Genomic DNA, 25,005 nt, shown 5'->3' with positions numbered 1-25,005 from the left:
CTCCCGTATGAGCGGGCCTGGAGGCCCGCGGTCCCCTGACGCTCAGGTCACCGCCGCGTAGGGCTGGCCCCACTTGTCCTGGTAGACGAACTCCGCCATCGAGCCGCGGCCGACCGGGCCGAACTTGCCCATCGGATAACCGATCGGAAGGATGGCGTAGGAATGCACGCCGGGCGGCAGTCCGAGCGCCGCATCGGCCTCCTTCTCGAACAGCATGTGCCGCGTCGTCAGCGTCGTGCCCAGCCCCAGGGCGCGCGTCGCCAGCACCATGTTCTGCACTGCCGGATAGATCGACGAACCGGCCATGCGGTTCGGCGTAGGTCCGTCCTCCAGGCAGGCGACGATCCAGACCGGGGCCTCGTGATAGTGTTCAGTGAGATATTCCACGGCCGCATGCTGGCGGAGATACTTCTCCTTGTTGCTGCCCGGCGGCGGCGCGCTCGAGAGGTAGCGCGGGCCGATCACTTCGTCGAAGGCCTTCTTGTAGATGACCTGCACGGCCTTCTTGATCTTGGGATCCTTGACCACCAGGAAGCGCCACTTCTGATTATTGCCGCCGTTGGGCGCATAGATGCCGGCGCGCAGGATCTTGGCGATCAGCTCGTCGGGCACCGGATCGGGCTTGAGGCGGCGCATGGCGCGGCACGATTCCATGATCTCGAACAGGTCGGGCATCGTTCTTCCTCCGAAATTTGACCCAAGACTTGCATTGTCTTCAGGCAAGGTAAACTGGAACTACGACACAACCGTTATTTGGTTGCCTTTGTCTTGATGCAGCGCATAGTTGTATCCATGAAAGTTCTGCACGTGGTGCCTGACGACTCGGCAAGCGAAAGCCTGAGGGAAGCGGTCCGCCTCGCCAGCCGTCGCCAGGAGGTCCTGTCGTTCAACGACGACCTGAGCTGCGGCCCGATCGCCTGGGGCACGCCGCGCGAGCGGGCGGCATGGCGGTCGTATATCCATGCCCCCATACTGGAAGAGGATTTGACGACGTTCTGGCATCGCGTCGAAACGGCCGATGAACGGCTCGTCATCTGGTTCGGACGCCATTCCGCCAGCGAACTCGCATTTTTCCTGGCGCTGGCCGACCGGTTGGGCGACCGACCGTACGACATCGTCGAGGTTAGCCAGCCGGACGGTGCCGTCGGGCTGGTCCCGACCGAGCGGCTCGCGGCGCTGATCGAGACCGCACGCCCCATTACGCCGGAAGAGGCGACGGATGCCGGCCGGCTGTGGCAGCGCCTCCGGGCCCAGAACGCGCCATTTCGGATCGTGACACCCGTGGGTCTGGCCTCTGCACCAATCGACCACTTCGATTCCGCGATCCTCGAACAGGCCGCCAAGGTATGGTTGAGCGCAGCGCGCGTCATCGGATCGACGATGGCCCACAACTGCGAGCCCTACCTGCAGGCCGGCGACACGATCCTGCTGGCGCGCCTCGTCGCCCTGGTCGAGGAGGGTGAACTCCTCGCCGATGGCGATCCGTGGGACATGAGGACCTGTCGCGTGCGGTTGCCGGACTAGCCCCGCAGCACCTTGCCCGCCTTGGCCTCGGTGAGCCTGCCCTGCTCCCAGGTCAGCGCGCCGTTGACGACGGTGTATTCCACACCCTGCGACGGCATGACTATGCGCTTGGCGCCACCCGGCAGGTCGTAGCGCCGCTCGCCGTGGTTCTTCGAGCCGATACGCTCGGGATCGAAGATCGCCACGTCGGCCGGCGCGCCCTTGGTCAGCCGGCCGCGATCCTTCAGGCCGAAGAGATCGGCCGGATCGGAGGTGAGCTTGCGCACGCCCTCCTCCAGGGTGATCGCCTGCTTCTCGCGCACCCAAGTGCCCAGCAGATAGGTCGGGTAGCCCGCGTCGCACAGCATGTCGACATGCGCGCCGCCGTCGCCCAGCGCCATCAGGATCGACTTGTTGTTCAAAAGCTCCTTCATGCGGTCCTCGCGGGTGTTCCACGAGGCCATGGTGAGCTCGCACTGCAGGTTGTCGGCCAGCACCAGGTCGAGGAAGGCATCGACGCCGTCCTTGCCCTGCTCCTGGGCGATCGTGGCAATCGATTTGCCCTCGAGGTTCTTCAGGGCCGGGTTCTTGACCGCGTAGACGCCGATGCGGCCCCAGTTGCTGAAGCCCGTCGGGTTCTTGAGATCGTGGCGGAAGGCGTTGCGGAAGGCAGGATCGGCATAGACCTTCTTCTGCGCGTCCTTGTTGGTATCGGCGAACACCCGCTTCCACGCCGGGAAGGCGGCGAAGGAGAACGGATTGTTCATGTCGACTTCGCGCGTCAGCGGCAGCGGCGAGGTCTGCGGCCTGGCCCCCTTGGCGATCATCGGCGCGGCGCGGCGCAGCGTGTCGCGCACCGCCTCGGGGATGTCGTCGCGATCGAACAGAGCGATGAAGGTCACCGGCCGCCCGCTCTCGGTCAGCAGGAAGTCGAGAAGCTCGCACTGGTCCTGTTCCAGCACGCCGACCTGACGGGTCAGCGCAATCTCGATGGCCCCCTTGTCGCGCTTCTTGAGCTCGTTGGCGTAGGCCTTCATTTCCTCGCGGCTGGCGTTGCGGCAGGCCAGCGGCTTGCCCTCGAAGCCGAGATGCTGGTTGAGCGTCGTCGAGGAGAAGCCGAGCGCACCGGCATCGACCGCCTCGCCGATCAGCTTGGCGATCTTGGCCGTCTCTTCCGGCGTCGCCGACCGCTCTATCGAGGCCTCGCCCATGACGTAGTGGCGGAACGGCGTCAGCGGCGCGATGAAAGCGAGGTTGAGCGACGGCTTGCGCGCGGCCGCGGCGTCCATGAATTGCGGGAAGGTCTCCCAATCCCAGGTGATGCCCTTGTTCAGCACGTCGAACGGGATGCCTTCGACGTTCACCAGGTCGCGCATGGCGATCTCGCGCGTCTCGGGCTTGCAAGGCGCGATGCCGACGCCGCAGTTGCCCATCACCACGCTGGTCACGCCGTGCCACGACGAGGGCGTCACGGCGCCGTCCCAGCAGATCTGCGCGTCGTAATGAGTATGCGGATCGACGAAGCCCGGCGCGACGACCAGCCCGTCGGCGTCGATGGTGCGCTTGGCGCCTTCGGTGACCTTGCCGATCTCGGCAACCTTGCCGTCGGCAATGGCGACATCGGCCCGATAGCGCGCCGCACCAGTGCCATCGACCACGGTGCCGTTCTTGATGACGAGGTCATAGCTCATCGTCGCTTCCTCCCGGGAGAAACTTTATCCGAGAGTACACGCCAGGAACCGCCCTGGCGCATGCGAAAAACACGGGCCAGCCAGCGCCTGGCCTGGGGAGTCCTGCAGGGGCCCGAACCGTCAGGCGAAGAGGAAATCCGACGTGTGAAGGACGTGCGGATCGGCCAATCCGACCAAGACGACGCTCGAGCTGTCGTCGAACGAGAGGGTCGTGTTGGCGCCGTCGGACGTGAAAGTCATGTCCTCGACGTGCGTGAAGCCAAAGGCGCTGACGTCGATCCGGTCGCCGTCGCTCTGGCGGAAGTCGTTGATGTCATCGCGCCCACCGCCCGGTCCGAAGACGAAGGTATCGGCGCCGGTCAGCGCCCCGGCGGCGACGGTGGCGGCATCGCCCCACATGTGGTCGGCGCCGTGGCCGCCGATCAGCACGTCGTTGCCGCCCCGACTGTTGTCGGCCAGCGTCTCGGCGTCGCCGTACAGCCTGTTGGTGGAGCCGGTCGATTCCAGCACGTCGTCACCACCGACGGCCTGATCGCGCATGGTCGTCGCGTCGCCATGAAGAACGGCCAACGACGGACCACCGATCAGGTGGTCATCGCCGCCCCTCGCCTGGCCCGACATCTCGCCGGCATCGCCCGTGAGGCCGCTCAGTCCACCGGCATGTCCCACAAGGATATCGTTGCCGCCGACCGTATGGTCGGTCATGCGATTGGCATCGCCGACGAGGGCATCGGCGCGACCATTGCCGCCGGTCAGGAGGTCGTCGCCGCCGCGGGCGTGGTCCGACATGCTGTCGGCGTCACCTACCGCCGCAGCCGTGTCGCTGAGCGTGTCGTTGCCGCCCAGCGTATGGCCGGACATGGTAAAGGCGTCGCCGTAGAGAACGCCGGGCGGGCCCTGGCCGATTTCGATCTGGCCGGGAGAGCCGATCATCGTATCGTCGCCGCCACGCGCATGGTCGAACATGTCGTGGGCATCGCCGTAGAGCAGTTCGAAGGAGGCGCCAAGGACGAGCTTGTCGTTGCCGCCGGTCGCATGCTCGTACATGCCGTAGGCGTCGCCGTAGAGCTGGTCCCTGAGGCCTACGCCGGTCAGCGTATCGCTGCCGCCATGCGAATGGCCATGCATGGTGTCGGCGTCGCCGAACAGGACGCTGTTGACGCGTTGGGCCCCGGTCAGCGCATCGTCGCCGCCCGAGCTATGGTCAAGCAACTGATCCGCGTCGCCGTAGACCGTGCCGCCGACATCGTCCGCGAGCGCGAAGATCTGATCACCGGCATGCTCATGGTCGCGAAGAATGCCGGAGGTATCGCCATAGACTGCCATTTGGACATTTCCTCTTACAAAGCGTTCAGCTGTTCACGTTGATGCTGATGTAGGCTTTGCGATTCGAGGAATGCCAATGTTCACTGTCCCATTCACCGAATGGCCACAATGAGTTTCATCGCAGTCAGTTGGTGCAAGTCGAGAGCAGGTTCACCTCACTTGATGGCGAACGCCTCCAGCTTCTTGCCGCCCTTCAGCGCCGCGGTCAGCCATCTCGGCCGGTTGCCGCGGCCTGCCCAGGTCTCGTCGCGATTCTTGGGATTGCGGTAGAGCGGCGGCAGCTTCTTGCCTTTGAGTGCGTGCGGCCGGCCCGCCCCAGCGCCATTCGCGTTCGTCGCCGACAGCCTGCGGAGCCTGCCGATCGCCTCGATCAGGCTGGAACGCTCTTTCGCAGCCCGCAACTCGAGCTCGGCCTCGATCTTGGCTTTCGCCTTGACGAGCTCATTGAACGCCATCGATTTTACCTTCAGCATCACTGACCTTTCCAAAACTCCCGCACACACACCCAACCGCACTACTAAAGAACTGTCGCCTCGATGCAAGGCGACTGTCGCCGCATGAGCGAGAACAACATCTCCGACATCCCTTTCCGGCACCTCCTGCGCACCATCCCCGCCGACTATTGGCGCCTGTGGTACGTCGGCATGATCATCTCGACCGTGCGCTGGCTGGAAACGGTCGTGATGGGAGTCGTCGTCTATCAGCAGACCGACTCGGCCTTCATCGTCGCCATGATCACCATGCTGCGCCTGCTGCCGATGGGCCTGTTCGGCGCCTTCCTCGGAGCCCTGGCCGAACGGTTCGACCGGAGGCTCACGCTGGCCGCCATGGTCAGCCTGCTTGCCCTCACCTCGACCCTGCTGTTCCTCGTCGCCTGGCTGGGCACGCTGGAAGTCTGGCATTTCGCGACGGCGAGCTTCGTCAACGGCTGCGGCTGGGCGACCGACAATCCGCTCAGGCGCACGATCATGGGCGAGGTCATGGGCCGCGATCGCATGGCGACCGCGATGGCGCTGGATGTCGGCGCCAACCACGCGAGCCGCATGATCGGTCCCACGGTCGGCGGCCTGCTGCTGGCGAGCGTCGGCATCGCGGGCGCCTTCGTGCTGAGCGTGGCCCTGTACGCGACGGCGGTGGCGGCCACCCTGATGGTGCGGACCCACATGCCGGCATCGCCAGGTGCGGGCGCCGTGCTGGCGCGCACCTGGGAGAGCATCGTCATCGTCGTGAAGGACCAGCGGCTCAGCGCCATCATGCTGGTGACGATCATCTACAACGTCTTCGCCTGGCCCTTCACCAGCATGATCCCCGTGATCGGACGCGACCAGCTTCTCCTCGGCCCGGAGGGTGTCGGCGTGCTGACCAGCGTCGATGGCCTCGGCGCCTTCGTGGGCGCCGTGCTGCTGGCGCTGTGGCTGACACCGGGTTGGCACGCCCGTGCCTATATCGGCGGCGTCGTCGTGTACCTCCTGTCGCTGATCGCCTTCGCGCTGGCCCCCGAGACGATCTCGGCCGGTGCAGCGTTGCTTTTGACAGGTCTCAGCGGGGCGGCTTTCTCCACCCTGCAGGCCACGACTGTCTACCTTGCAGCCCCCATCGAGATGCGCTCGCGCATCATGGGCGTGCTGTCAGTGTGCATCGGCACCGGGCCGATCGGCTTCGTCTGGCTGGGCTGGCTGGCCGACTGGATCGGCGCACCGCACGCGACGGCGTTGACGGGCGCGATGGGGTTGCTCGCGCTCGCGGCGACATGGCCGCTGTGGCGGCGGCTTTAGCCGCTATTCGAGCTTCACTCCCACCCGCGTGATCAGGGCCTGCCACTTCGCCGTCTCGGTCTGCAACAAGGCAGCGAATTCGGCCGGGCTGTTGAACACGACTTCCGATCCGTCGCTGTCCAGCGAGCTGCGGAACGCCGGGTCCTTCAATCCCTCGACCAGCGCGGTGTAGAGGCGCGTGACGATCGGCGATGGCGTGCCGGCCGGTGCCGCCAAGGCGAGCCAGGCATCGAGCGCGAAGCCATCGGGCATCGCTTCCAGGAGCGTCGGTACGTCCGGCATCACCTTGGAGCGCCTGGCGCTGGTCACTGCCAGCGCCCGCAACGTGCCCTGCTGGGCCGGCCGAAAGGCGGTCGGCATGGTCGGGAAACCGACGTCGATCTGCTTGCTGAGCAGCGCCAGCACGATGTCGGGCGCGCCCTTGTAGGGCACATGGATGTAGTCGATCTCCGCCGCCAGCCGGAACGCCTCGGCGGACAGATGCGCCAGGCTGCCGGCACCGCCCGAACCGTAGTTCAGCTTGCCGGGCATCGACTTGGCGAGCGCCACGAACTCCATGACCGACTTGGCCGGCGACGTCGGTGGCACCACCATCAGCGAGGGGATGCGGGTGATCATAGTCACCGGCACGAAGTCCTTCAGCGGATCGTAGTTCACCTTGGCGTAAAGCAACGGGCTCAGGATGTGGCTGCTGGTCATCAGCATCAGGCTGTAGCCGTCGGGCGCGGCGCGGGCCGCGACCTCGGCGCCGATGTTGCCGGCCACGCCCGGCTTGTTGTCGACGACGAACTGCTGGCCGAGGCTCGCGGTCAGGCGTTGTGCCACCTGGCGCGCCGCAACGTCGGGCGCGCTGCCGGCGATGAACGGCACGATGATGCGTACCGGCTTGTCGGGATACTGCGCCTGCGCCGCACCTGCCGTCAGGAGCGACGCCGCCAGCGCGAGAAAGGTCAGGCGTTTCATCATTGGGGCTCGATGCCGGAGTCCTTCAGGGCGGTCTTCCAGATGGCGAGCTGATCCTTCATGTAGGCCGCCAGCGCCGCCGGCGTGGACGACTTCGGCATGAAGCCGTGCCGTTCCATCTGCTCCCTTACCGCGGGCCTGGCGAGCGCCGCTACCATCGCCTTGTTCATCGTGGCGACGACATCGGCCGGCAGGTCGGCCGGACCGACCAGCGCGAACCATGGGACGATCGGGAACTGGCTCTGGCCCGATTCGATGAGCGTGGGAAGGTCCGGCATCAAGGGGCTGCGCACGTCGAGCATGGTGGCGATCGCGTTCAGCTTGCCGGCCTTCACGTGCGCAGCGACCGATGTCGCGGTGCCGTTCATGACCTGGACGCGACCCGACAGCAGGTCGGCGATCGCGTCGGGCTCCGACTTGTAACGGATTGCCTCGAGCTCGATCTTGTTCCGCTTTGCCAGCATCGCCATCGACACGAAGGCATAGGTATTGCCCGCCGCGTAGTTCAACGGCTTGGGGCTCGCCTTGGCGACCGCGATGAGCTCGGCGAGCGAGTTCGCCGGCACTGACGGATGGACGACGAGGAAGAAGCTGTTCTCGCCGAGAAAGGTTATGGGCGTGAAATCGGTGAGGACGTTGTAGGGAGGGTCCTTCTGCATGTTGGGCGCGACGGCCAGCGGGCTGTTGGTGCCGAACAGCAAGGTGTAGCCGTCAGGTGCTGCGCGCTTGACCTCGCCGGCGGCCAGCGCGCCGTCGGCGCCGGGCTTCTGCACCACGATGATCGGCTGGCCGAGCGTCTGCTCCAGGTCCTGGCCGATGATGCGCGCGAGAGCGTCGGTGGCAGACCCCGCGCCAAAGGGAATGACGAACCTGATGGGCTTCGACGGATACGCTTGTGCGCGGGCTTCGACGTGCGACAGCGACAACAGCGCGGCAAGCGCCGCGACGATGACCCTTGGCATTGGGACCTCCCCTGCTACTTTTTGTTTTTCGTCCTCGTACTCCTGACGCGTCCTCTTAGGTGCCGTTTAGAATACATCGGGAGGTCCGCCTTACTAACGGCAGTCACGGCAATAAATTGATAGAATCCCGCCGGGGGCTTACAAGGTCCAACCGAACGATCAGAGCTGGACCTCGCCCAGTCTCGAAGCTTCATCCAGGTGACACATCAGCCCTGAGGTCCGATCGATGGTTTCAAGTGTGGGCCGTTGGATTGCCGCGATCCTGACTGCGACATTGCCGGCGGCAGCCGCGACGGCGCAGACCACCAACACCGCGCAGGCGTCGTTCTGCACCTCCGTGGAAAGCGTAGTGGTCGCCTGCCGCACGGGCGGCAAGATGGTGTCGGTCTGCGCATCCAAGGCTGCCGGGCCGAACAGCGGCTATCTCCAATATCGCTTCGGCCAGCCCGGTTCGACCGAACCGATCGAGTTGGTCCTGCCCGAGTACCATTTGCCGCCGCCGAAGGTCGCGACCGGCGAGAGCGTGCCCTTCTCGGGCGGCGGTGGATCGTGGCTGCGCTTCGCCAGGGCACCGGTCGCCTACACCGTCTATAGCGGTGTCGGCAAATGGGGACCCAATGGCGAGGTCCGCGCGAAGGGCGGCATCGTCGTCGAGCGACAAGGCAAAGCGATCGCCACGCTGAAGTGCGCCGGCGAGCGGATCGGCGAACTCGGCCCGGACTGGTTCGAGCGGATGGGTATCAAGACCAACGGCCAGGATTTCGATTTCCCCGACTGAACACAGCACAGCGCGCTCGCGGCATTGACAGCATCGGCGTCTCGTGGCTGGATTCCCGCAGTCTCGTCAGCAAAGGAGGTACGCATGCTTCCACCGGGCCATCGTGCCGCAACGATTGCTGACGCAGAGGTTCGGGCATCAGCATAGCGGGCATCCACGGACGCCACACCGGGAGCGGCCCTAGCGGGTCGCATCAGTAGGGCGAGACCCCATCTTGGCCGCTCCCGGAAGTGCGCTTCGGCGCAGCTTCCCCAGGTCAAAAATCGACATGCAATTCCGCCAGTCGTGCCAGGCTCTTGGCCCGACAGTGCGAACCGTGCGACCGTTGGTCGTGCGGATCCGCTCATGGAGGAATCGATGTCATTCTACCGCGGCATGACTTGCGAGAACGTGGCCCTCAAAGGCGACAAGGGCACGCCGATCACCGCTTACGTTGCCAAGCCGGCCGGCGCGGGCCCCTTTCCGGGCGTCGTGCTGATCCATCATTTGCCGGGCTGGAGCGAGCTCTACATCGAGACGACGCGGCGCTTCGCGCATCACGGCTATATCGCGATCTGCGCCAACCTCTATGAGCGCGAAGGCGGCGGCAGCGACGGCAACCCCGACGACGTCGCGGCCAAGGTGCGCGCCGATGGCGGCATCGCCGACTCCCAGATGGTCGGTGACACGGCGGCCGCCGTACAATGGATGCGCGCCCAGCCCAATCTCAACGGCAAGGTGGGCCTGTTCGGCTCCTGCTCGGGCGGCCGGCATGCCTTCATCTATGCCTGCCAGAAGAAAGACGTCGATGCCGTCATCGACCTGTGGGGCGGCCGCGTCGTGATGGGCAAGGAGGAACTCAACGCCAAGACGCCCACGGCGCCGATCGACATGACCAAGGATCTCGCCTGCCCGCTCCTCGGCCTGTTCGGCAACGACGACCGCGCGCCCAGCCCCGAGCAGGTCAATCAGCACGAGGCCGAGCTCAAGAAGCACGGCAAGAACTACGAGTTCCACCGCTACGACGGCGCCGGCCACGGCTTCTTCTACTGGCATCGGCCGCTCTATCGCGTCGACCAGGCGATGGATGGCTGGAGCAAGGTCCACGCCTTCTTCGGCAAGCACCTGGCCAAGAAATAGGAGGCCGCGCCATGTGCACGTCGATCATCGAGGTCGCCCGCGCCGAAGGCATGGCCAAGCGCGGCGACGAGTGGTTTCCGCTGACACAGGCGGTGGTCGCCTATGACCACGCGCGACACGCCCTGCTGGGTGATGTCATCACCCTCGACTTCATGAACACGGGCCTCGATGCCGGGGCCCGGGCCGGGGTGGAGATCACCCTGGAATCGGCCAAGGCGTTGCGGGCCGCTCTCGACCGGGCGATCGCCGCGGCCGAGTTCGAGGAGGCGGAAGTACGCGGCAAAGGCGCCGTCGTCAGTCTCGTTCGCGCGGCGTAACGCCGCCATGCGTGCTGGCGAGATCGTCTTCACGGGGATGGACCGCGTGGTGTTCGGCCGCACGGCCGCCGAGGCCGTCGTCCAGGCGGCCGAGCGGCTCAGCGCCAAGCGGGTGTTCATCCTCGCCGGCAAGACGCTCAATCGCGAGACCGATGCGGTCCGGCAGATCGCCGATGCGCTGGGATCGCGCTACGCCGGCGTACATGACGACATGCCGGCGCACAGCCCGCGCGATGCGGTGGTCGCCTGCGCCAACAAGGCGCGCGATGCGGGCTGCGACCTGCTTGTCAGCGTCGGTGGCGGATCGACGACCGACGGCGGCAAGGCGGTCACGATCTGCCTGGAGCACGACATCCGCGAACCGGATGGGCTCGAGCCCTTCCGTACCGTGGTCGACGAGGTGACAGGCAAGCGCAGCTTTCCGCAATACCGGGCGCCGACGGTACGCCAGATCTGCGTGCCGACGACCTTGAGCGGCGGCGAGTTCAATGCCCGCGCTGGAGTCACCGAGCCGCGGCTGCGATTGAAGCAGGCCTACATCCATCCCGGCCTCATCCCGCTCGCGGTGATTTTCGATCCCGCCATCGCCGTGCACACGCCGGAGTGGCTATGGCTCTCGACCGGCATCCGCGCCGTCGATCATGCGGTGGAGACCTACTGCTCGATCGACGGCAATGCGTACACCGACAGCACCGCATTGCAGGCGCTGCGCCTGCTCGGCCGCGGCCTGCCGGCGGTGAAGCGCGACCCGTCCGACCTCGCGGCGCGGCTCGACTGCCAGATCGGCGCCTGGATCTCGATGACCGGCATCGTCACCGGCACGCGCATGGGTGCGAGCCACGCCATCGGCCACGTGCTGGGCGGCAGCGCCGGCGTGCCGCACGGCTATACGTCGTGCGTCATGCTGCCGGCCGTGCTGGCGTTCAATGCCGAGGTCAACGGCGATCGCCAAGCCGAGATCAGCGCCGCGCTCGGTGCGGCCGGCCAGCCCGCTGCCGAGGTGCTCGACCGCTTCATCGGGGGCCTCGGACTGCCGCGGCGACTGCGCGACGTCGGTGTCAATCGCGACGACCTGCAGCGTATCGCAACGAACTGCATGAAGGACGACTGGACCTTCAGCAATCCGCGGCCGATCCAGGGCGCGCAGGAGATCGTGCCGATCCTGGAAACTGTGTACTGAGGTCCCGCGCCCGGTGACCATCCGGAGTCCGCGGCACGACATGCAACCCGCAGCGTGCTGCCGCGTTTCGTGCCAGGATGACAGTATCGATCGCAATCCGCGTACTGTGCGTGTTCGTGATGCTCGTTGCGGCGATGGCGATGCAGGCCTCGCGCAATCAGGCGCAGGCGCAGGACTGCGAATACGGCGCGTTCGGCTGCGGGCACGTTGAGCAGCATCATCAGTACCTGGAATGGAAGCCGACCACCGGTAAAGGCAGCTGCTGCAACGGTGAGGACTGCCGGCCCGTGCGGGCCCGCACGGAAGACGACGGCAGCTGGTCGGTCTGGATCCCCGAATTTCGCCGCTGGATACCGGTGCCAGCCTTTGCCGTCGGCGAGCCCGACCGCTTCGGCGACGGCCGCAGCCACGTCTGCAGCACCAAGCCGCTGACGACGGTGCCGGTGTTTCACATCTTCTGTTTTTCGCCGACGGGGTCGAAGAGCTGAGGGCTGTCACCGGAGGTGTCTGCGAGCGAACGCGCGGCCAGAGCCGGATTTCAGATAGCGCTCGAAAGCGACTGCTTTGATCTGGTCCGAGAAGGCGACATAAGTCACCAGATGCCAGGGGGTGAATTTAGAGGTATGGGGCGCTTTGCCGGAATTGTGGTCAGCGAAGCGCCGCTTCAGGTCGATGGTCAGGCCGACATAGTATTGATCGTGCGCAGCTTGGCTCTGGAGGAGATAAACGTAGAACATCGATCTGATAGACGGAGATCGATGGCCGATCGTTACGCCTACGCTCCCGGCATGAAGCAGGATGGCTTGCCAGCCGAAGCTGCGCGGGGCATCGACAGCCCTCCTTCGCTCTTACGAGCTTCGGCGGGCAACCTCGCTGCTGCGCAGCGAAGGTTGGCGGAGAGGAAGGGACTGCCGGAAGCGCGGCCCTTCAATGACTTAGGATGTCTAACCGGCCCAAAGGCCCACATTGAACGGAAAGCGCTTTTCCCGGGACTGTCTAACCGGACGAGCCTGCCCCGAAAGAGAACCGCCGCCCCGGCGGATCACGGGACGGCGGCTCAAAAGATTGGAAAGCGGGGGCGCTGTTCCAAGCGCGAATATAACAACACAGACCTGTTTACCGCAAGCGGTGTGCGCGACCAGCAAGACGCGAAACGAAGCCCAAACGACCTCGAAACAAGCTCCAATCGCGTCCCAAACGACCTCGAAAATCAACCGGAATTGTTGAATTCCATTGGCTTAGGTCAAGCGGCCGCTTCCGGCGGCGCTCGAGCTAACCATCAACCATCAACTACCAACCAAGACGATAGAGAGGGTCTTACTATCGCCGTGGCCCTCGCCACGTTCGCGCCGCTCCTCGAGATCGAGGAGGCGTCCACCACCGACTGACCCCTCACCCTTCAATCCATTGCCCACGCCCGTCAGTCGGGCACCGGCCTGCCGCCCCTTCATGGCGTAAACAGCAGCAACCGAGTGGCAACGATAGAAGGGCCGCCGAAGCCAATACGGTGGCCCAGGAGTGGGCAACCGTCGTTCGGACCCACGGTAGGCGCGCATGCTGGCGGATCGGCAGGCGCGCAATGCAGCGCCATTTGAAGCGCGCGTAAAGGCCGACAGCATGACCCCGGCCTCCCCGTGACAGGGTTGCGTCGATCCGCACGTGCCGAGGCTCCAAGCCCGGCTCCGTGACTCATACGGATGGCTTCGTCTCGGAAGGCGAAGCCATGCCTACACCATCCCCCACCATGACCCATAAACACAGGCAAGAACGGGCTTGCTGCTGGGGGTCACAAGTCGGGACGAACCCTCCTCCGGACCGAACCACAGCGCAAGTGCTTGCCTTGTTCGCATCCATAATTGGTATTACCTTCTAATTATTGCGCTAAACACGCAAATTGCTCCTCATTTGGTCCCAATGGTTAGAAACCTTGGGCGGGGTCGTGCCGTGGGTGGGACATTTTCGCTCGCGCTCACAGGGTCCCTGTGAACGCCGCGGCCGCCATCGCCTTTCTTGAGAGGCTGCGGGTCCCTGAGGGGCCTCGAGCCGGCCAGCCGCTGCGTTTGGCGCCTTTCCAGCGTCAATTCGTGGGCGGTGCACTTTCCGATGACGTCTCGGTGGCCGCCCTGTCGATCGGCCGCGGCAATGCCAAGACGGCGCTATCCGCGGGCATCGGACTCGGCGCCCTGCTCGGCAAACTGGGCGACGGGCAGCCGAAACGGGAAATCGTCATCGGTGCGCGAACCCGAGACCAAGGGCGAATCGGCTGGAATTTCGTGGAAGGCCTGTCGCGGACCCTGCCGACCGCGACCCGTAAAGCCCTGACCTTCCGGCGCGCTCCGCGCCTTGAGATTGAGTTCGAGGGCGACGGCGGCGGCCACGTGCTGCGCGTCATCCCCGCCGATGGCAAGTCCGCGCTCGGCGGCGCCCCAACGCTGGCCATTCTGGACGAGCGCGGCCATTGGGAACGCGACAAAGGCGACGCGCTCGAGCACGCGCTCCTATCGGGCCTCGGCAAGCGCGGAGGCAAAGCGCTCATTATCTCGACGTCGGCGCCGGACGATGCGCACCCGTTCTCGCGCTGGCTCGATGAGGAAACACCCGGCGTCTACCGCCAGGAGCATCGCCCGGCGCCAAGCCTGCCAGCCGATGACCTCGAGTCCCTGATGCTCGCGAACCCTGGCGCCGTTGCCGGCATCGGTGCGTCGCTGGAATGGCTGCAGGCACAGGCCCGCCGAGCGATCGCGCGCGGCGGCAGCACTCTGACGTCCTTCCGCCTCTACAATCGCAACGAACGCGTGAGCGGCGAGGCTCGCGACGTGCTTCTCACCGTCGACGAATGGCTCCGGTGTGAGGCCGCGGATGCGCCGCCCCGCACCGGGCCGGTTGTTGTCGGAATCGACTTGGGCGGCTCGGCCAGCATGAGCGCAGCGGCGTTCTACTGGCCCGAAACCGGCCGCCTCGAGGTGCACGGCACGTTCCCGTCGAAGCCTTCGCTGCTCGACCGCGGCCAGGCCGACGGCGTCGGCAACCGCTACGAGCTCATGCGGGACCGCGGCGAGCTCGCCACGTTAGGCGACCAAACCGTGCCTGTGGCGGGTTGGCTGGTCGAGGTCCTTCGCCATATCGAGGGCCAACCGATCGCCGCGGTCTGCATGGACCGCTACAAGCAATCGGAGCTCGGCGAGGCGATCGATAAGACCGGGATCCGCGCGCCGCTGGTGTGGCGAGGCCAAGGCTTTCGCGATGGCGGAGAGGACTGCGAGCGCTTCCGGCGCGCTTGCTATGATGGCCGCGTCCGCTCAAGGCCGTCGCTGCTGCTGCGCAGCGCCTTCGCCGATGCGGTTTGCCTTAGGGATCCTGCCAACAACCTCAAGCTCGCGAAGGCACGTAGCAACGGGCGCATCGACCCCGCCGCAGCGTCGGTGCTCGCCGTCGCCGAAGGTGCCCGCATGGTCGGGCGTGCCGCGAAGAAGCCGCGCCAGGCGGTGTGGGCATGAGGCGGTATCACCGATACAGCGCCGCCGTGACGCGCACGAAGCGTTGGCGCGCTCTCCGACTGCAGGCCCTTCGCCGTGACGGCTGGCGGTGCGTGCAATGCGGCAAGCCCGGCCGCGAGGTCGATCACATAAAGCCGGTGCGCTCGCATCCCGAGCTCGCGTTCGTGCTCGACAACCTTCAAACGCTCGACGCCCGCTGCCACACGCGCAAGACGCGACGCGACATCGGGCTCCCCGAAACCGACCCGCGCCGCGATGAGTGGCGCGCTCTCGTCTCTCAAACCCCTCTCAATCAGGAGCAATGAATGCTCGAGTCAGTGAAAATCAGCCGGCGCCAGTCCGAGATTCGGCAGGCGCTCGCCGCGTTGGTCGGTAAAGACAAGCCGACCGACGATGAAGTGCGGTCCATGTCGGGCCTCGACAAGGAGTTTCAGGCCAACGAAACCCGCTATCGCGCGGCGCTGATCGCCGAGGACAACGAGCGCCGCGATGCCAAGGGCGAGCTCGAGACTCGCGGCAGCAAGGAATGGGGCGAGCTCATCGGCCGGTTCGAAATGCGCCAGGTCGTGCTTGCCCTCGAGGAAGGCGCCGCCTTGTCGGGCCCGACGGCCGAAGTCGTCACCGAGCTCCGAAGCAAGGGCGGCTATCGCGGCGTGCCGGTGCCTTGGCTGGCGCTTGAGCGGCGCGTCGGCGAGACGGTGGCGAGCGGCACGCCGAATCCGCTGGAAACGCGACCGATCATCGATCGGCTTTTCCCTGCCTCTGTCGCGGGCCGAATGGGCGCCCAGATGATCAACATCGACTCAGGTCTCATCGAGTGGCCCGTCGTGACCAGCAGCGTGGCGGCAGGCTGGGCGGCCACCGAAACGGGGGCAGTGGCCGGACCGACCGTCTTCGCCACGACGGACAAGGCGCTTGGGCCGAATCAGACCCTCGGCATCCAGATGAAAATCACGCGCAAGGCGCTCAAGCAGTCGGGCGACGCACTCGAGCAGGCGATTCGGCGCGATATGAGCTCTGCGACCGAGGCCGCGCTCGACAAGGCAGTTTTCCTTGGCGCCGGGTCTGGCGGCGAACCCGCCGGTGTGCTGGTAGGGTCATACGGCATCACCAGCACGGCCGTTAACGCCGCGGCGACGTGGGCGGCTTTCCGGGCCGCGGTTGTGCGGTTCATGACCGCCAATGCGGCTGGCGGCCCGGGCGACGTGCGATTGCTCATCCGCCCGGAAATCTACGACAAAATGGACGGCACCCTCATCGCCAGCACGGCGGTGTCTGAGTGGGACCGGCTCCTCAAGAACATCCCCAACCCGGTCATGTCTTCGAACGCCCTCGCGGCGCCGACTGGTGGCCCGCCGGTGGCGAGCAAGGCCCTACTGACCACAACGGTGGGCGGCGTAGCTCCGATCTTCCTCGGCGTCTGGGGCGGTGTCGATCTCATCCGCGATCCCTACAGCGACGCGGCGTCCGGCGGCCTACGGCTCACCGGTCTCGTTACGGCAGACGTGACCGTGGCCAGGCCGGCGCAGCTAGACATCCTCACGGGCGTGCAGAGCTAGGCGCCATGGGCCCGGAAATCGAACGACGCGCGGCGGCCGCCGAAATCCGGGCCGCCGGCCGCAAGCTCGAGGGCTACGCGGCCACGTTCGGCACCGAGGCGCGAATTGGCTCCTTTGTGGAGACGATCGCGTCCGGCGCCTTCGCGGCATCGCTGGCCGACGGCGGCGACAAGCTCGCTCTCGTCGACCACGACCCGGCCCGCGTGCTGGCGCGCACCCGGAGCGGCACCCTGCGGCTGGCCGAGGATGCCCGCGGCCTCGCCTTTTCGCTCGATGTGCCCGACACGCAAGCCGGCCGCGACGTACTCGCCCTGGCCGAGCGCGGCGACCTGGGCGGCATGAGCTTCGCCTTCAAGGTCCGGCCCGACGGCGAGCGTTGGTCCGGCAATCGCCGCGAGCTCCGCTCCGTCGACCTGGCCGAGGTTTCAATCGTCCAGGCCTGGCCGGCGTACGACGGCACAACCATCACGGCGCGCAGCCGGCCGGTGCTCGAGCTCCCGGACGCCGGGCTGCGCCGCGTGCTGGCGCGATGGAGGGCTTGATGGCTGCCATCACCATCCGCGCTACCGAGGCCATTCCTGCAAGCTATCCGGCCGCGCCCTCCGGGCTGTCGGAAGCCGCGGCGTTGGTCGCCCCGGCTCTCATCTGGCAGCGCATCGAGGCGTACACCGCAATGCGCTACAGCCTCAGGGCCGTCGAATGGATCGTTGAGGGTTGCGGCGAGTGGGTGCCACCGCTCAGGCCCACGACGATTACGACCGTTGAACAGTGGACCGGCACCGCATGGCAGGCGGTAACGCTCCAAGCGTCCCCGCTCGGCGGCTACACGCTACCAGGCGACGGGCCTTACCGCTTCACGGGTACGGCCGGCGTCAACGGTTCCGAAATCCCTGCCGCCGTCAGCGAGGCCTACAAGCGCCTGGCCGAATACACGGCCCTTACCTTGAACGTCGGCGATGTCGGGAAGCGTAGCGAAAGCTTCCCCGACGTCGTCGCCCGCGAATACGGCTCGCCATCTTGGCGCGCTCGCGCACTACAGGACTCCGGCGCCGCCGACCTGCTGCGCGCCTACAGGAGGGCATAGCGATGAAATGGTGGCCCTTCCGAAAGGTGGAGCGGCGCTCGGCAATGAGCGGCTTCACCGCCGAGCTCATGGCGGCGCGCGAGTCCTACATCAGCGGCCGGCGCGGCATCGCCGAGCTCACGGCAACGGCGCAGAGTTGCATCAGTCTTTGGGAGGCCGGCTTTGCGATCGCCGACGTCAAGGGCACGCGGTTTCTAACGCGGAGCGTCATGGCGATGCTTGCGCGTTCCCTTGCCTTGCGAGGTGAGTTCGCCGGCCTTGTCCGAGAAGACGGCATTGTGCCGGCGAGTGACTGGGATCTGCGCACCCGCTCGGGTCGACCGACCGCCTACCGCCTCAGCATCAGCGAGGCCGGCGGCGGCACAACGCAGACGGCGCTGGCAGCCGAGGTGCTGCACGTTCGCATCGGCACCGACGTGGCCGCGCCGTGGTCTGGGCAAGCGCCGCTGCGGCGGGCGAGCCTCACCGCGGGCATGCTGCAGGCCGTCGAGAGCGCCCTGGCCGAAGTGTTCGAAATGGCGCCCATAGGCTCGCAGGTCGTGCCGATGCCGGAAATCCCCGACCAGGAAAGCACCGCCTTGGGCCGATCCTTCCGAGGCCAGCGCGGCCGCGTTCTCCTCCGCGAATCGGTGGCAGTCAGCTCGGCCGGCGGACCGGCGCCGGCGGCGGACTGGCGACCGGCGGACCTTACGCCGAACCTACAGGCGGCGACGCCCGGCGACATGCTCCAGGCGGCCCGCGGTGCCGTCTGCGGTGCCTTCGGCGTCCTGCCGGCGCTGTTCGACCAGGCCGCCCAAGGGCCGCTTGTACGCGAAGCCCAGCGCCACCTAGCGCAATGGACGCTGCAGCCGATCGCCGAGCTACTGGCCGAGGAGGCTTCGGAGAAACTCGGCGCCACGATCGCAATCGACACGTTGCGACCTTCACAGGCCTTCGACGCCGGCGGCACGGCTCGGGCGGTGGCTACGTTGGTCGAGGCCATGGCTCGCGCAAAGGAAGCGGGCCTCGAGCCGGGCGCGATCGCCGGAGCTTTCCGTCGAGTGGATTGGGAAAGCTGAACGGCGAGGCCTCCCGACCATGGCCAAGCCGAAGTGGAAGAAGAACCGACAAAGGCGACACCACCGCGAACCGGTCGTGCGCCGAGTGGCGGAGCTCTTAGATACGGGCACGCCAACGAAATGGCGCTGGACTACCGCGGCCCGCCACGGCCTGCGGGCGGCGATGTGCATGAAGGGTATCGCATGGGCGATCGCCGACGCGAGAGCCGAGGAAATCGTCACACTGGCGAGGCATCGCATCGGCCTGTCCCACTATCCAAGCTGGATTGAGGCGCGGGGCGACATGCCCCAAGAGCGCGAGTTCTGGTATTGCGCGGGCTGCGGCGGCCGCATCGACGGTGGCTATCGGCGGCCATGGTGTGGCGAGGATTGCCGCCTGCTGTTGAAAGCGCGGCATCGACGTAATGGACGGCGGGGCGACGATGCCGCCCGCCAGCGATTTATCCGCGTCGTGCTCACCGGTGGCACCGAGCAACCCAAGGCGCCGCGCGAACGGCGGTGCAAGCACTGCGAACGCCACTTCGAACCGGTGAATCGCACACAGCGATATTGCTCGCGCACATGTTTTGGCCGCGCCGATCGGCGCCTGATTAGCCGCGATTGCTTGATCTGCGCACGGCCCTTCTCACCGAAGGGGCCCGCCAAATGCTGCGGGCCGGACTGCATCGCCGAAAAGCGGCGGCGTACGCTTCGTGAGGTGAATGCTCGGCGCAGGGTTTGGCACACCAAGGCCTGCGCCATATGCGGTTCGGTGTTCAAGTCTGCTCGGAGCGTGGCGCTCTACTGCGGCAACCCCAAGTGCACAAAGGAAGCCGGCCGGCGGGCGGAGCGCTTGTATCGGTGCAGGAAGCGGGAAGCGGCCGCCTCGCCCGGCGAGGAAGGCCCGCCTTTGGAGCTCGCGGCGGACTGATGGCACTTAGGAGCGACAGCGCGAGGCGATGGCCGAGGCGGCGTAGCGCTGGTTGCCGACCTAGACTCCCCGCGGCGGCCGATGGGCCGCCCCTAGTCACCGTTTTTCTTCCACCAACTTCTTCAATTCGGCGCGGCGGGCCTTGGTCATGCCTCGTGTTGCGCCCAACTTTAACCGGGCAGCCTCCATGTTGTTCTTCCGAATCTCGTTCACGTCATAGCCTTCGGCGATATGAGCGGAAATACCACGGACGAGTTGTGACGCCATCGCCAGATCGTAGCAGCGAGCCCAACAGTAGACATTGATCGCGATGCTGTTGGCCGAATCGTGTGCGGCTAGAATTGATGAAGCCTTGCGCAAATGTTCGAGAGCCTCTTCGGTACGCTTTTGGCTCGAGGTGGTCGAAACCCTCCAATGCTCTTCGATCGTTTGAAGGACCTCGCGCCGATCAGACCAGAAGTCCGTCAACGGCTTGCCAAAGGCATTGCTCGCGACCCAAGCAAGAATGCCTCCGATGATTCCGACAAGACCCGAGATCCAGTGTTGAGCAATGAATTCCCAAAGCATTTCCGCTCCTTGAGCCGAGGCGGAGTGAATCAGTCCCAATTCTTAAAGTCGTCGTGCACGTGCGCAACAATTGGCCGTGTGCGGCTGCCATCTTTAACAATTTCCAGCACGAACCGGAACCTATGTTCTTTCCTCCAAACGTCTTTGTATACGAAGGTTCCAAAGACAACCTTGGCACCCGGTGGCTCAACCGGAACGCGCGCGATGACGGTTCGGTCCTTCGGCCCGCCAGGCGCAATGCGATCTTCGAACTCTTTCCAGTCGTAAGCTATTGTCCTGGCCTTCTGCACTTCGGCGTCTGACGGCGCAAAACCAACTTCAAAGGTGTTTAAGTAGGCGGGCGTTTTTCCATAGTTTGCGACTTCGACGCGGAAAATCGTTCCTTGCTCCTCAACGTCGCCTCCTCCTGTCAAGTAGGCGCGCGTAGTCTCGCGGGCACGCCACCACATTGTCGCGGTAAAAAACGCAGCAACGATTGTTCCGGCGGCCGAGCAAGCGGCGATTATTAATTCCGCGTTCGTCATTCCGCCTTCCCCCTCGCCTTGAGCCCGAGCTTAGCTTCGCCATGTCGCCTTCATCCCCCCGGCGGCGGAGTAAAAGCGGTTGGCTCGGCAACACGAAGCGCGACCCACACAACGATGAACAACGAGTAAAGGAACGCAACACCGGTAATTCGATCGGCCCACTTGTCGATCCAGATTTGGTTGCTAAGCCAGTGTTGCCGCTCCTCGAGACGGGTTCGACGCAAAGTCGGCGCTCTAGAGCGCCGCACCAAGAAATCCCAGTCATAGTAGGAGCAATATTTGTTGAGATATGCCACCAGGACTTGGACGAGCGATCCGAGAAGCAAAGCGACTACTATTATGGTCTGCTGAAGGGATCCAAGCCGTTCGATCAGGTCTGGCCGTGAATAGAGCAGTGCTGGCACTCCGACACCAAAGGCCACAAACCAAGTTCGAAGGAGCTTGTTGTATTCTTGGTAGTTCGCGTAATGGCCCGACGCTTCGCTGCGATCTTCCTCAGCCTGCGACTTGCTCATGATTGCCCCCTAGCTAAGACCTTCCGAGATTTGCGAAGATCGTGGATCGCCGCCAAAGACCGCGAACATGGCGTCAATCATACGCGCAAGGCTTGTGGGCACGTGCACCTGCCATCCTGTGGAAAACGAGCTTTCAGACGGCCCGTATGGGCGTTGGGATAAGTGGCATGCATCCCAAGTTGACGTGCTGCGTTGCGTCCGCCACAATCCACGCGATGCACGCCCTACAATTCGTACAGGAATTCGCGACCTTCACCGGCCAGGACTACGCGAGCTTGCGGGTGATCGACCGCGCCTTGGCAGAAAGGGGACTTCGCGCAAAGGCCAAGGGAAAGCGACTGCCGGACGTCACCCTGGGTGAAGGTGTCATGTTCTTGCTGGCGGTGCTGGCCAACACACAGCCGACGCGAGCCGCCGAGGCAGCCCTGGAGCTTGCCCAATCATATTGTTTTTCGGCCCCTCGGCACCGCAACCGCAAGTCGCTGGCGATGCTTACGCGCATGACCGGTTTGCCGGTAACAGAGTGGTCGGGGCCAAAGATGCGGCCGCCGCCCCGAATTTCGGCCTCGCTAATCAATGTGGTGGCCACACTTTGCCGCCCGCGGCCCGGCGGCAGATGGGCGGAACTCTCAGTTCAACGCGACGGCCCCGCCTTTCTTGCGTTTGGGCAGGCGGACTCGGACAACCATGGGGAGTTGCGCTTCGATAATCCGAACAAAGTGCGAGAGCCGAAATCGCTCATTGAAACCAGAACCGCCATGCCCGACCTTCTACGGTGGATCGGTGAAAACACCGTCGACGAAGCTCCGGATTGGCCCTCAAAGCGGCGCGACTGATGGCCCGCCGCTCGAGCCCTTACACCCAGGCCGATATCACCCGCCTCATCAAAGCGGCGATCGCCGCCGGCGTCGGCAAGGAGCACATCGTCGGCGTGAGGCTGGACCGCGACGGCGCGACGGTGCTGTTCGGCGAAAAGAAGCCGATGCAGGAGACTGAACGTCCCAACGAATGGGACGAAGTGTTGGACGACAAATGACACCGCGCCGCCTGCCCAAGTACTGCTCGGAATTCGCGGATCGCCACGGCAAGATCCGCGTGCGCTTCCGGCGCAAGGGCTTCTCCGACTACTACTTCAAGAACGTGGCGTGGTCGGCGGAGTTCATGTCGGAGTATGAGGCGTGCCTCGCCGGCAGCGTCGCGCCGACTCTGCAGCCAGGAATGAGCCGCATGAAGGCCGGCACATTCAACGCCTTGATCGCCGCCTACTACGGCTCGCCGGAGTTCAAGGGTTTGCGGCCAAGCTCACAAGCGACCTACCGCGGCATCCTTGAGCGGTTCCGTCAGCAACACGGTGAAAAGCGCGTCGCCGCGATCGAACGTAAGCACATCAAGGCGCTGCTCGGCGCGATGCACGAGACGCCGGCAGCGGCTAACAACCTGCTCGATAGGCTCAAGAGCTTGATGACCTTGGCGCTGGACCTTGGCATGCGCAGGGATGATCCGACGCACAAGATGCGCGGCTTCAAGCTCGAGAGCGACGGCTTCCACACGTGGACCGAGGCGGAGATCGTGCAGTATGAGGCCCGCCATCCGATTGGCAGCATGGCGCGCCTCGCCCTTGCTCTGATGCTCTTCACCGGCCAGCGCCGCAGCGACGCCGTGACAATGGGTTGGCAGCATATCGACGGCGGGAAGATCAGGGTCCGGCAGATCAAGACGACGGCCGCCTTGCTCATCCCGCTGCACCCCGCCCTGCATTCCGTGCTCGCCGCGACGCCACGCGAGAACATGACGTTCTTGGTGACCGCGTTCGGCCGACCCTTCAAGGTCGCCGGCTTCGGCAACTGGTTCCGCGACAGGTGCGATGAGGCAGGCTTGCCGCAGTGCTCGGCGCATGGCTTGCGTAAGGCCGCCGCTCGGCGCTTGGCCGAGGCTGGATGCTCGTACTCGGAGATCAAGTCCATCACCGGCCACAAGACTGACAAGGAGGTGGCCCGCTACACAGCCGCCGCCGACCAGAGTAGACTAGCGGAGCGCGCGATGCAGACCGCCTACGGAATGAAGGCGGAACACGAAGTGTCTAACCTCGATGATGGGTTAGACAATTCGACAGTTAAGCCACTGAAAAGAAAGGGCCTGTAGATGCGAATGGCGGAGAGGAAGGGATTCGAACCCTCGATACGAGTTATCCCCGTATAACGGTTTAGCAAACCGCCGCCTTCGACCGCTCGGCCACCTCTCCGCAGCCCGTTAAGACCCCGGCGATCGATATCCACGACGGATGCGCCGCGGTTCTAGCGGCGGGCGTTTCCCGAGTCAAACGAAGCCTCAATTTCGCAAGTATTTTCAGGCTCTTGGCCTGATGGCACGAACCGTGCGACGGTGCCGCCATGAGTACCGCCCCTTCGTCCCTCGACATGCTGAAGCGCCTGGTGGCGTTCGACACCACCTCGCGTAATTCCAACCTGGAGTTGATCCACTATATCCAGGACTACCTTACCGATTTCGGGGTCGAGAGCACCCTGGTGCCCAACGAAGAGGGCACCAAGGCCAACCTGTTCGCCTCGATCGGCCCCGACCGCGAGGGCGGCGTCGTGCTTTCGGGCCATACCGACGTGGTCCCGGTCGACGGCCAGCCCTGGACGACGGATCCCTGGACTCTCACCGAAAAGAACGACGGCAATCTCTATGCGCGCGGCACCTGCGACATGAAGGGCTTCGTCGCCGCCTGCCTCGCCAACGTCCCGGCCTTCCAGCGCGCCAGGCTGAAGGTGCCGATGCATTTCGCCTTCTCCTATGACGAGGAGATCGGCTGCCTGGGCGCCCATGCGCTGGCCGAAAAGCTCGTCGGCGCCGTGCCGCGGCCCCAGGCGGTGATCGTGGGCGAGCCCACCATGATGGGCGTGGTCAATGCGCAGAACGCCGGCGGCGGCATCATTGCCACCTTCACCGGCTTCGAGGCGCATTCCTCGATGACCCATCTCGGCGTCAGCGCCATCCACTTCGCCGGCGACTTCATCCATTGGCTGAACGAGCTGCAGGTCGAGCTGGCCGGGCGCAAACGGACCGACATCGACACCGTGCCCGGCCACACCACCATCAATGTCGGCGTGATCAACGGCGGCACCGCGGGCAACATCCTGGCGCGCGAGTGCACGCTGAACTGGGGCTATCGCACCCTGCCCGGCGACGATCCGTGGGAGGTGCAGCGCCGCGCCGAGAAGTACATCGCCGAGCTGCTGCTGCCCAAGATGCGGGCCAAGCATCCCGACGCCAACATCACCCTGAAGCGGCGCTCCTTCGTGCCCGGCCTGCTGCCGCAGGAGAACGAGGAAGCGGCCAAGCTCGCCCTGCAATGGACCGGCGGCAACCGCACCTATGCGGTGCCCTACGGCACCGAGGCCGGCATCTTCCGCGGCCACGGCATCCCGACCGTGATCTGCGGCCCTGGCGACATCTCCCAGGCCCATCAGCCCAACGAGTTCGTCGCCCGCTCGCAGATGGATGCCTGCGACGCTTTCCTGGTCAGGATGATCGGCTGGGCGGAGAAGCAATAGTCTTCGCCGGGCGCGCGCCACTTGCGGCGGAGTAAACTCCGCCGCAAGTGGCGCGTCATGGTCTTGCCGGAACGCGGACCTCCAGGTCCGCTCATGATCATGATGCGGACCTGGAGGTCC

At 65.3% G+C, this 25,005-nt stretch carries 29 protein-coding genes and 1 tRNA gene; 19 read left to right on the top strand and 11 right to left on the bottom strand.

All coding sequences use genetic code 11. The features are described 5' to 3' along the window. Positions 1 to 42: 42 nt before the first annotated feature. Entirely contained in the window at positions 43 to 675 is a 633-nt protein-coding gene (locus tag RSO01_RS06850; RefSeq protein WP_147147518.1) for a nitroreductase family protein, read from the bottom strand. A 117-nt stretch (positions 676 to 792) separates the two neighbouring features. Between RSO01_RS06850 and RSO01_RS06845 the strand changes: the two genes are divergently transcribed. Continuing rightward, positions 793 to 1,524 carry a DUF3658 domain-containing protein gene (locus RSO01_RS06845; RefSeq protein ID WP_170302892.1) on the top strand — a complete coding sequence of 244 codons (732 nt, stop codon included), beginning with the start codon at positions 793 to 795 and terminating at the stop codon, positions 1,522 to 1,524. On the opposite strand, the gene RSO01_RS06840 is transcribed toward RSO01_RS06845, so the two are convergent. The 3 genes from RSO01_RS06840 to RSO01_RS06830 all read right to left on the bottom strand — a co-directional run bounded on the left by RSO01_RS06840 (position 1,521) and on the right by RSO01_RS06830 (position 4,993). Then, on the bottom strand, positions 1,521 to 3,194 hold the full coding sequence (locus RSO01_RS06840) for an N-acyl-D-amino-acid deacylase family protein (protein WP_147147514.1): 1,674 nt from the start codon (positions 3,192 to 3,194) through the stop codon (positions 1,521 to 1,523). The two genes, RSO01_RS06845 and RSO01_RS06840, sit on opposite strands and share 4 nt — an antisense overlap. A gap of 120 nt (positions 3,195 to 3,314) precedes the next feature. After that, a complete protein-coding gene (locus RSO01_RS06835) occupies positions 3,315 to 4,520 on the bottom strand; it encodes a calcium-binding protein (protein WP_147147512.1) in 1,206 nt (401 codons plus the stop codon). A gap of 155 nt (positions 4,521 to 4,675) precedes the next feature. Beyond that, a complete protein-coding gene (locus RSO01_RS06830; RefSeq protein WP_170302891.1) occupies positions 4,676 to 4,993 on the bottom strand; it encodes an H-NS histone family protein in 318 nt (105 codons plus the stop codon). A gap of 84 nt (positions 4,994 to 5,077) precedes the next feature. On the opposite strand from RSO01_RS06830, the gene RSO01_RS06825 reads away from it, so the two are divergent. Then, on the top strand, positions 5,078 to 6,295 hold the full coding sequence (locus RSO01_RS06825) for an MFS transporter (protein WP_170302890.1): 1,218 nt from the start codon (positions 5,078 to 5,080) through the stop codon (positions 6,293 to 6,295). Between the two features lie 3 nt (positions 6,296 to 6,298). On the opposite strand, the gene RSO01_RS06820 is transcribed toward RSO01_RS06825, so the two are convergent. Together RSO01_RS06820 and RSO01_RS06815 are read right to left on the bottom strand one after the other, a co-directional pair. Further along, on the bottom strand, positions 6,299 to 7,261 hold the full coding sequence (locus RSO01_RS06820; RefSeq protein WP_147147508.1) for a Bug family tripartite tricarboxylate transporter substrate binding protein: 963 nt from the start codon (positions 7,259 to 7,261) through the stop codon (positions 6,299 to 6,301). After that, the gene (locus RSO01_RS06815) at positions 7,258 to 8,220 is read right to left on the bottom strand and encodes a Bug family tripartite tricarboxylate transporter substrate binding protein (protein WP_147147506.1); all 963 of its coding nucleotides are present in this window, start codon (positions 8,218 to 8,220) and stop codon (positions 7,258 to 7,260) included. Before RSO01_RS06815 ends, RSO01_RS06820 begins: the two co-directional genes overlap by 4 nt. A 238-nt stretch (positions 8,221 to 8,458) precedes the next feature. Between RSO01_RS06815 and RSO01_RS06810 the strand changes: the two genes are divergently transcribed. The 5 genes from RSO01_RS06810 (at position 8,459) to RSO01_RS06790 (ending at position 12,102) form a co-directional block, all read left to right on the top strand. Further along, positions 8,459 to 8,998, top strand: a complete 540-nt coding sequence (locus tag RSO01_RS06810; protein ID WP_170302889.1) for a hypothetical protein — start codon at positions 8,459 to 8,461, stop codon at positions 8,996 to 8,998. A gap of 357 nt (positions 8,999 to 9,355) precedes the next feature. Beyond that, positions 9,356 to 10,117: a dienelactone hydrolase family protein gene (locus RSO01_RS06805; protein ID WP_170302888.1), complete on the top strand. Its 762-nt coding sequence runs from the start codon at positions 9,356 to 9,358 to the stop codon at positions 10,115 to 10,117. A gap of 11 nt (positions 10,118 to 10,128) precedes the next feature. Beyond that, positions 10,129 to 10,434 (top strand): DUF6295 family protein, encoded by a 306-nt coding sequence (locus RSO01_RS06800; RefSeq protein WP_147147502.1) that lies wholly within the window; start codon positions 10,129 to 10,131, stop codon positions 10,432 to 10,434. 7 nt (positions 10,435 to 10,441) lie between these two features. Further along, a complete protein-coding gene (locus RSO01_RS06795) occupies positions 10,442 to 11,614 on the top strand; it encodes an iron-containing alcohol dehydrogenase (protein WP_147147500.1) in 1,173 nt (390 codons plus the stop codon). Positions 11,615 to 11,691: 77 nt separating this feature from the next. Then, positions 11,692 to 12,102 (top strand): hypothetical protein, encoded by a 411-nt coding sequence (locus tag RSO01_RS06790; RefSeq protein WP_147147498.1) that lies wholly within the window; start codon positions 11,692 to 11,694, stop codon positions 12,100 to 12,102. A 6-nt stretch (positions 12,103 to 12,108) separates the two neighbouring features. On the opposite strand, the gene RSO01_RS06785 is transcribed toward RSO01_RS06790, so the two are convergent. Beyond that, on the bottom strand, positions 12,109 to 12,351 hold the full coding sequence (locus RSO01_RS06785; protein WP_147147497.1) for a GIY-YIG nuclease family protein: 243 nt from the start codon (positions 12,349 to 12,351) through the stop codon (positions 12,109 to 12,111). 21 nt (positions 12,352 to 12,372) lie between these two features. On the opposite strand from RSO01_RS06785, the gene RSO01_RS06780 reads away from it, so the two are divergent. The 8 genes from RSO01_RS06780 (at position 12,373) to RSO01_RS06745 (ending at position 19,722) form a co-directional block, all read left to right on the top strand. Then, a complete protein-coding gene (locus RSO01_RS06780; protein ID WP_147147495.1) occupies positions 12,373 to 13,002 on the top strand; it encodes a hypothetical protein in 630 nt (209 codons plus the stop codon). A 594-nt stretch (positions 13,003 to 13,596) separates the two neighbouring features. Beyond that, the gene (locus RSO01_RS06775; RefSeq protein WP_147147493.1) at positions 13,597 to 15,111 is read left to right on the top strand and encodes a terminase TerL endonuclease subunit; all 1,515 of its coding nucleotides are present in this window, start codon (positions 13,597 to 13,599) and stop codon (positions 15,109 to 15,111) included. 26 nt (positions 15,112 to 15,137) lie between these two features. Beyond that, positions 15,138 to 15,416: an HNH endonuclease gene (locus RSO01_RS06770; RefSeq protein ID WP_218037266.1), complete on the top strand. Its 279-nt coding sequence runs from the start codon at positions 15,138 to 15,140 to the stop codon at positions 15,414 to 15,416. Next, entirely contained in the window at positions 15,417 to 16,670 is a 1,254-nt protein-coding gene (locus RSO01_RS06765) for a phage major capsid protein (RefSeq protein WP_147147489.1), read from the top strand. Between the two features lie 5 nt (positions 16,671 to 16,675). Further along, a complete protein-coding gene (locus RSO01_RS06760) occupies positions 16,676 to 17,212 on the top strand; it encodes an HK97 family phage prohead protease (RefSeq protein ID WP_147147488.1) in 537 nt (178 codons plus the stop codon). Further along, positions 17,212 to 17,754, top strand: coding sequence for a hypothetical protein (locus tag RSO01_RS06755; protein WP_147147485.1), 543 nt, complete (start codon positions 17,212 to 17,214; stop codon positions 17,752 to 17,754). The genes RSO01_RS06760 and RSO01_RS06755 overlap by 1 nt, the downstream gene beginning before the upstream one ends. A gap of 2 nt (positions 17,755 to 17,756) precedes the next feature. Then, on the top strand, positions 17,757 to 18,812 hold the full coding sequence (locus RSO01_RS06750) for a phage portal protein (protein WP_147147483.1): 1,056 nt from the start codon (positions 17,757 to 17,759) through the stop codon (positions 18,810 to 18,812). 19 nt (positions 18,813 to 18,831) lie between these two features. Further along, entirely contained in the window at positions 18,832 to 19,722 is an 891-nt protein-coding gene (locus RSO01_RS06745) for a hypothetical protein (RefSeq protein ID WP_147147481.1), read from the top strand. Between the two features lie 96 nt (positions 19,723 to 19,818). Here the strand turns inward: RSO01_RS06745 and RSO01_RS06740 are convergent, their stop codons facing one another. Genes RSO01_RS06740 through RSO01_RS06730 form a run of 3 tightly spaced genes read right to left on the bottom strand, consistent with a single transcriptional unit; the run spans position 19,819 to position 21,328 of the window. Further along, on the bottom strand, positions 19,819 to 20,289 hold the full coding sequence (locus tag RSO01_RS06740; RefSeq protein ID WP_147147480.1) for a hypothetical protein: 471 nt from the start codon (positions 20,287 to 20,289) through the stop codon (positions 19,819 to 19,821). A 29-nt stretch (positions 20,290 to 20,318) separates the two neighbouring features. Continuing rightward, a complete protein-coding gene (locus RSO01_RS06735; protein WP_147147478.1) occupies positions 20,319 to 20,813 on the bottom strand; it encodes a DUF8453 domain-containing protein in 495 nt (164 codons plus the stop codon). Positions 20,814 to 20,863: 50 nt separating this feature from the next. Further along, positions 20,864 to 21,328 carry a hypothetical protein gene (locus tag RSO01_RS06730; RefSeq protein WP_147147476.1) on the bottom strand — a complete coding sequence of 155 codons (465 nt, stop codon included), beginning with the start codon at positions 21,326 to 21,328 and terminating at the stop codon, positions 20,864 to 20,866. A 167-nt stretch (positions 21,329 to 21,495) separates the two neighbouring features. Between RSO01_RS06730 and RSO01_RS06725 the strand changes: the two genes are divergently transcribed. From RSO01_RS06725 to RSO01_RS06715, 3 genes are read left to right on the top strand one after another with little or no spacing between them, the layout of a single operon-like run. After that, the gene (locus RSO01_RS06725; protein WP_147147474.1) at positions 21,496 to 22,164 is read left to right on the top strand and encodes a hypothetical protein; all 669 of its coding nucleotides are present in this window, start codon (positions 21,496 to 21,498) and stop codon (positions 22,162 to 22,164) included. Beyond that, the gene (locus tag RSO01_RS06720; RefSeq protein ID WP_147147472.1) at positions 22,164 to 22,364 is read left to right on the top strand and encodes a hypothetical protein; all 201 of its coding nucleotides are present in this window, start codon (positions 22,164 to 22,166) and stop codon (positions 22,362 to 22,364) included. Before RSO01_RS06725 ends, RSO01_RS06720 begins: the two co-directional genes overlap by 1 nt. Next, entirely contained in the window at positions 22,361 to 23,470 is a 1,110-nt protein-coding gene (locus RSO01_RS06715) for a tyrosine-type recombinase/integrase (protein ID WP_147147470.1), read from the top strand. The genes RSO01_RS06720 and RSO01_RS06715 overlap by 4 nt, the downstream gene beginning before the upstream one ends. 7 nt (positions 23,471 to 23,477) lie before the next feature. On the opposite strand, the gene RSO01_RS06710 is transcribed toward RSO01_RS06715, so the two are convergent. After that, positions 23,478 to 23,570 (bottom strand) — tRNA-Ser (locus tag RSO01_RS06710). A 148-nt stretch (positions 23,571 to 23,718) separates the two neighbouring features. Between RSO01_RS06710 and argE the strand changes: the two genes are divergently transcribed. Further along, a complete protein-coding gene (argE, locus tag RSO01_RS06705) occupies positions 23,719 to 24,885 on the top strand; it encodes an acetylornithine deacetylase (protein ID WP_147147468.1) in 1,167 nt (388 codons plus the stop codon). Positions 24,886 to 25,005 lie beyond the last annotated feature (120 nt).

Origin of the sequence: Reyranella soli (assembly GCF_007992495.1) — a bacterium.
Classification (GTDB): domain Bacteria; phylum Pseudomonadota; class Alphaproteobacteria; order Reyranellales; family Reyranellaceae; genus Reyranella; species Reyranella soli.
This window is presented reverse-complemented; position numbering and strand designations above follow the sequence as displayed.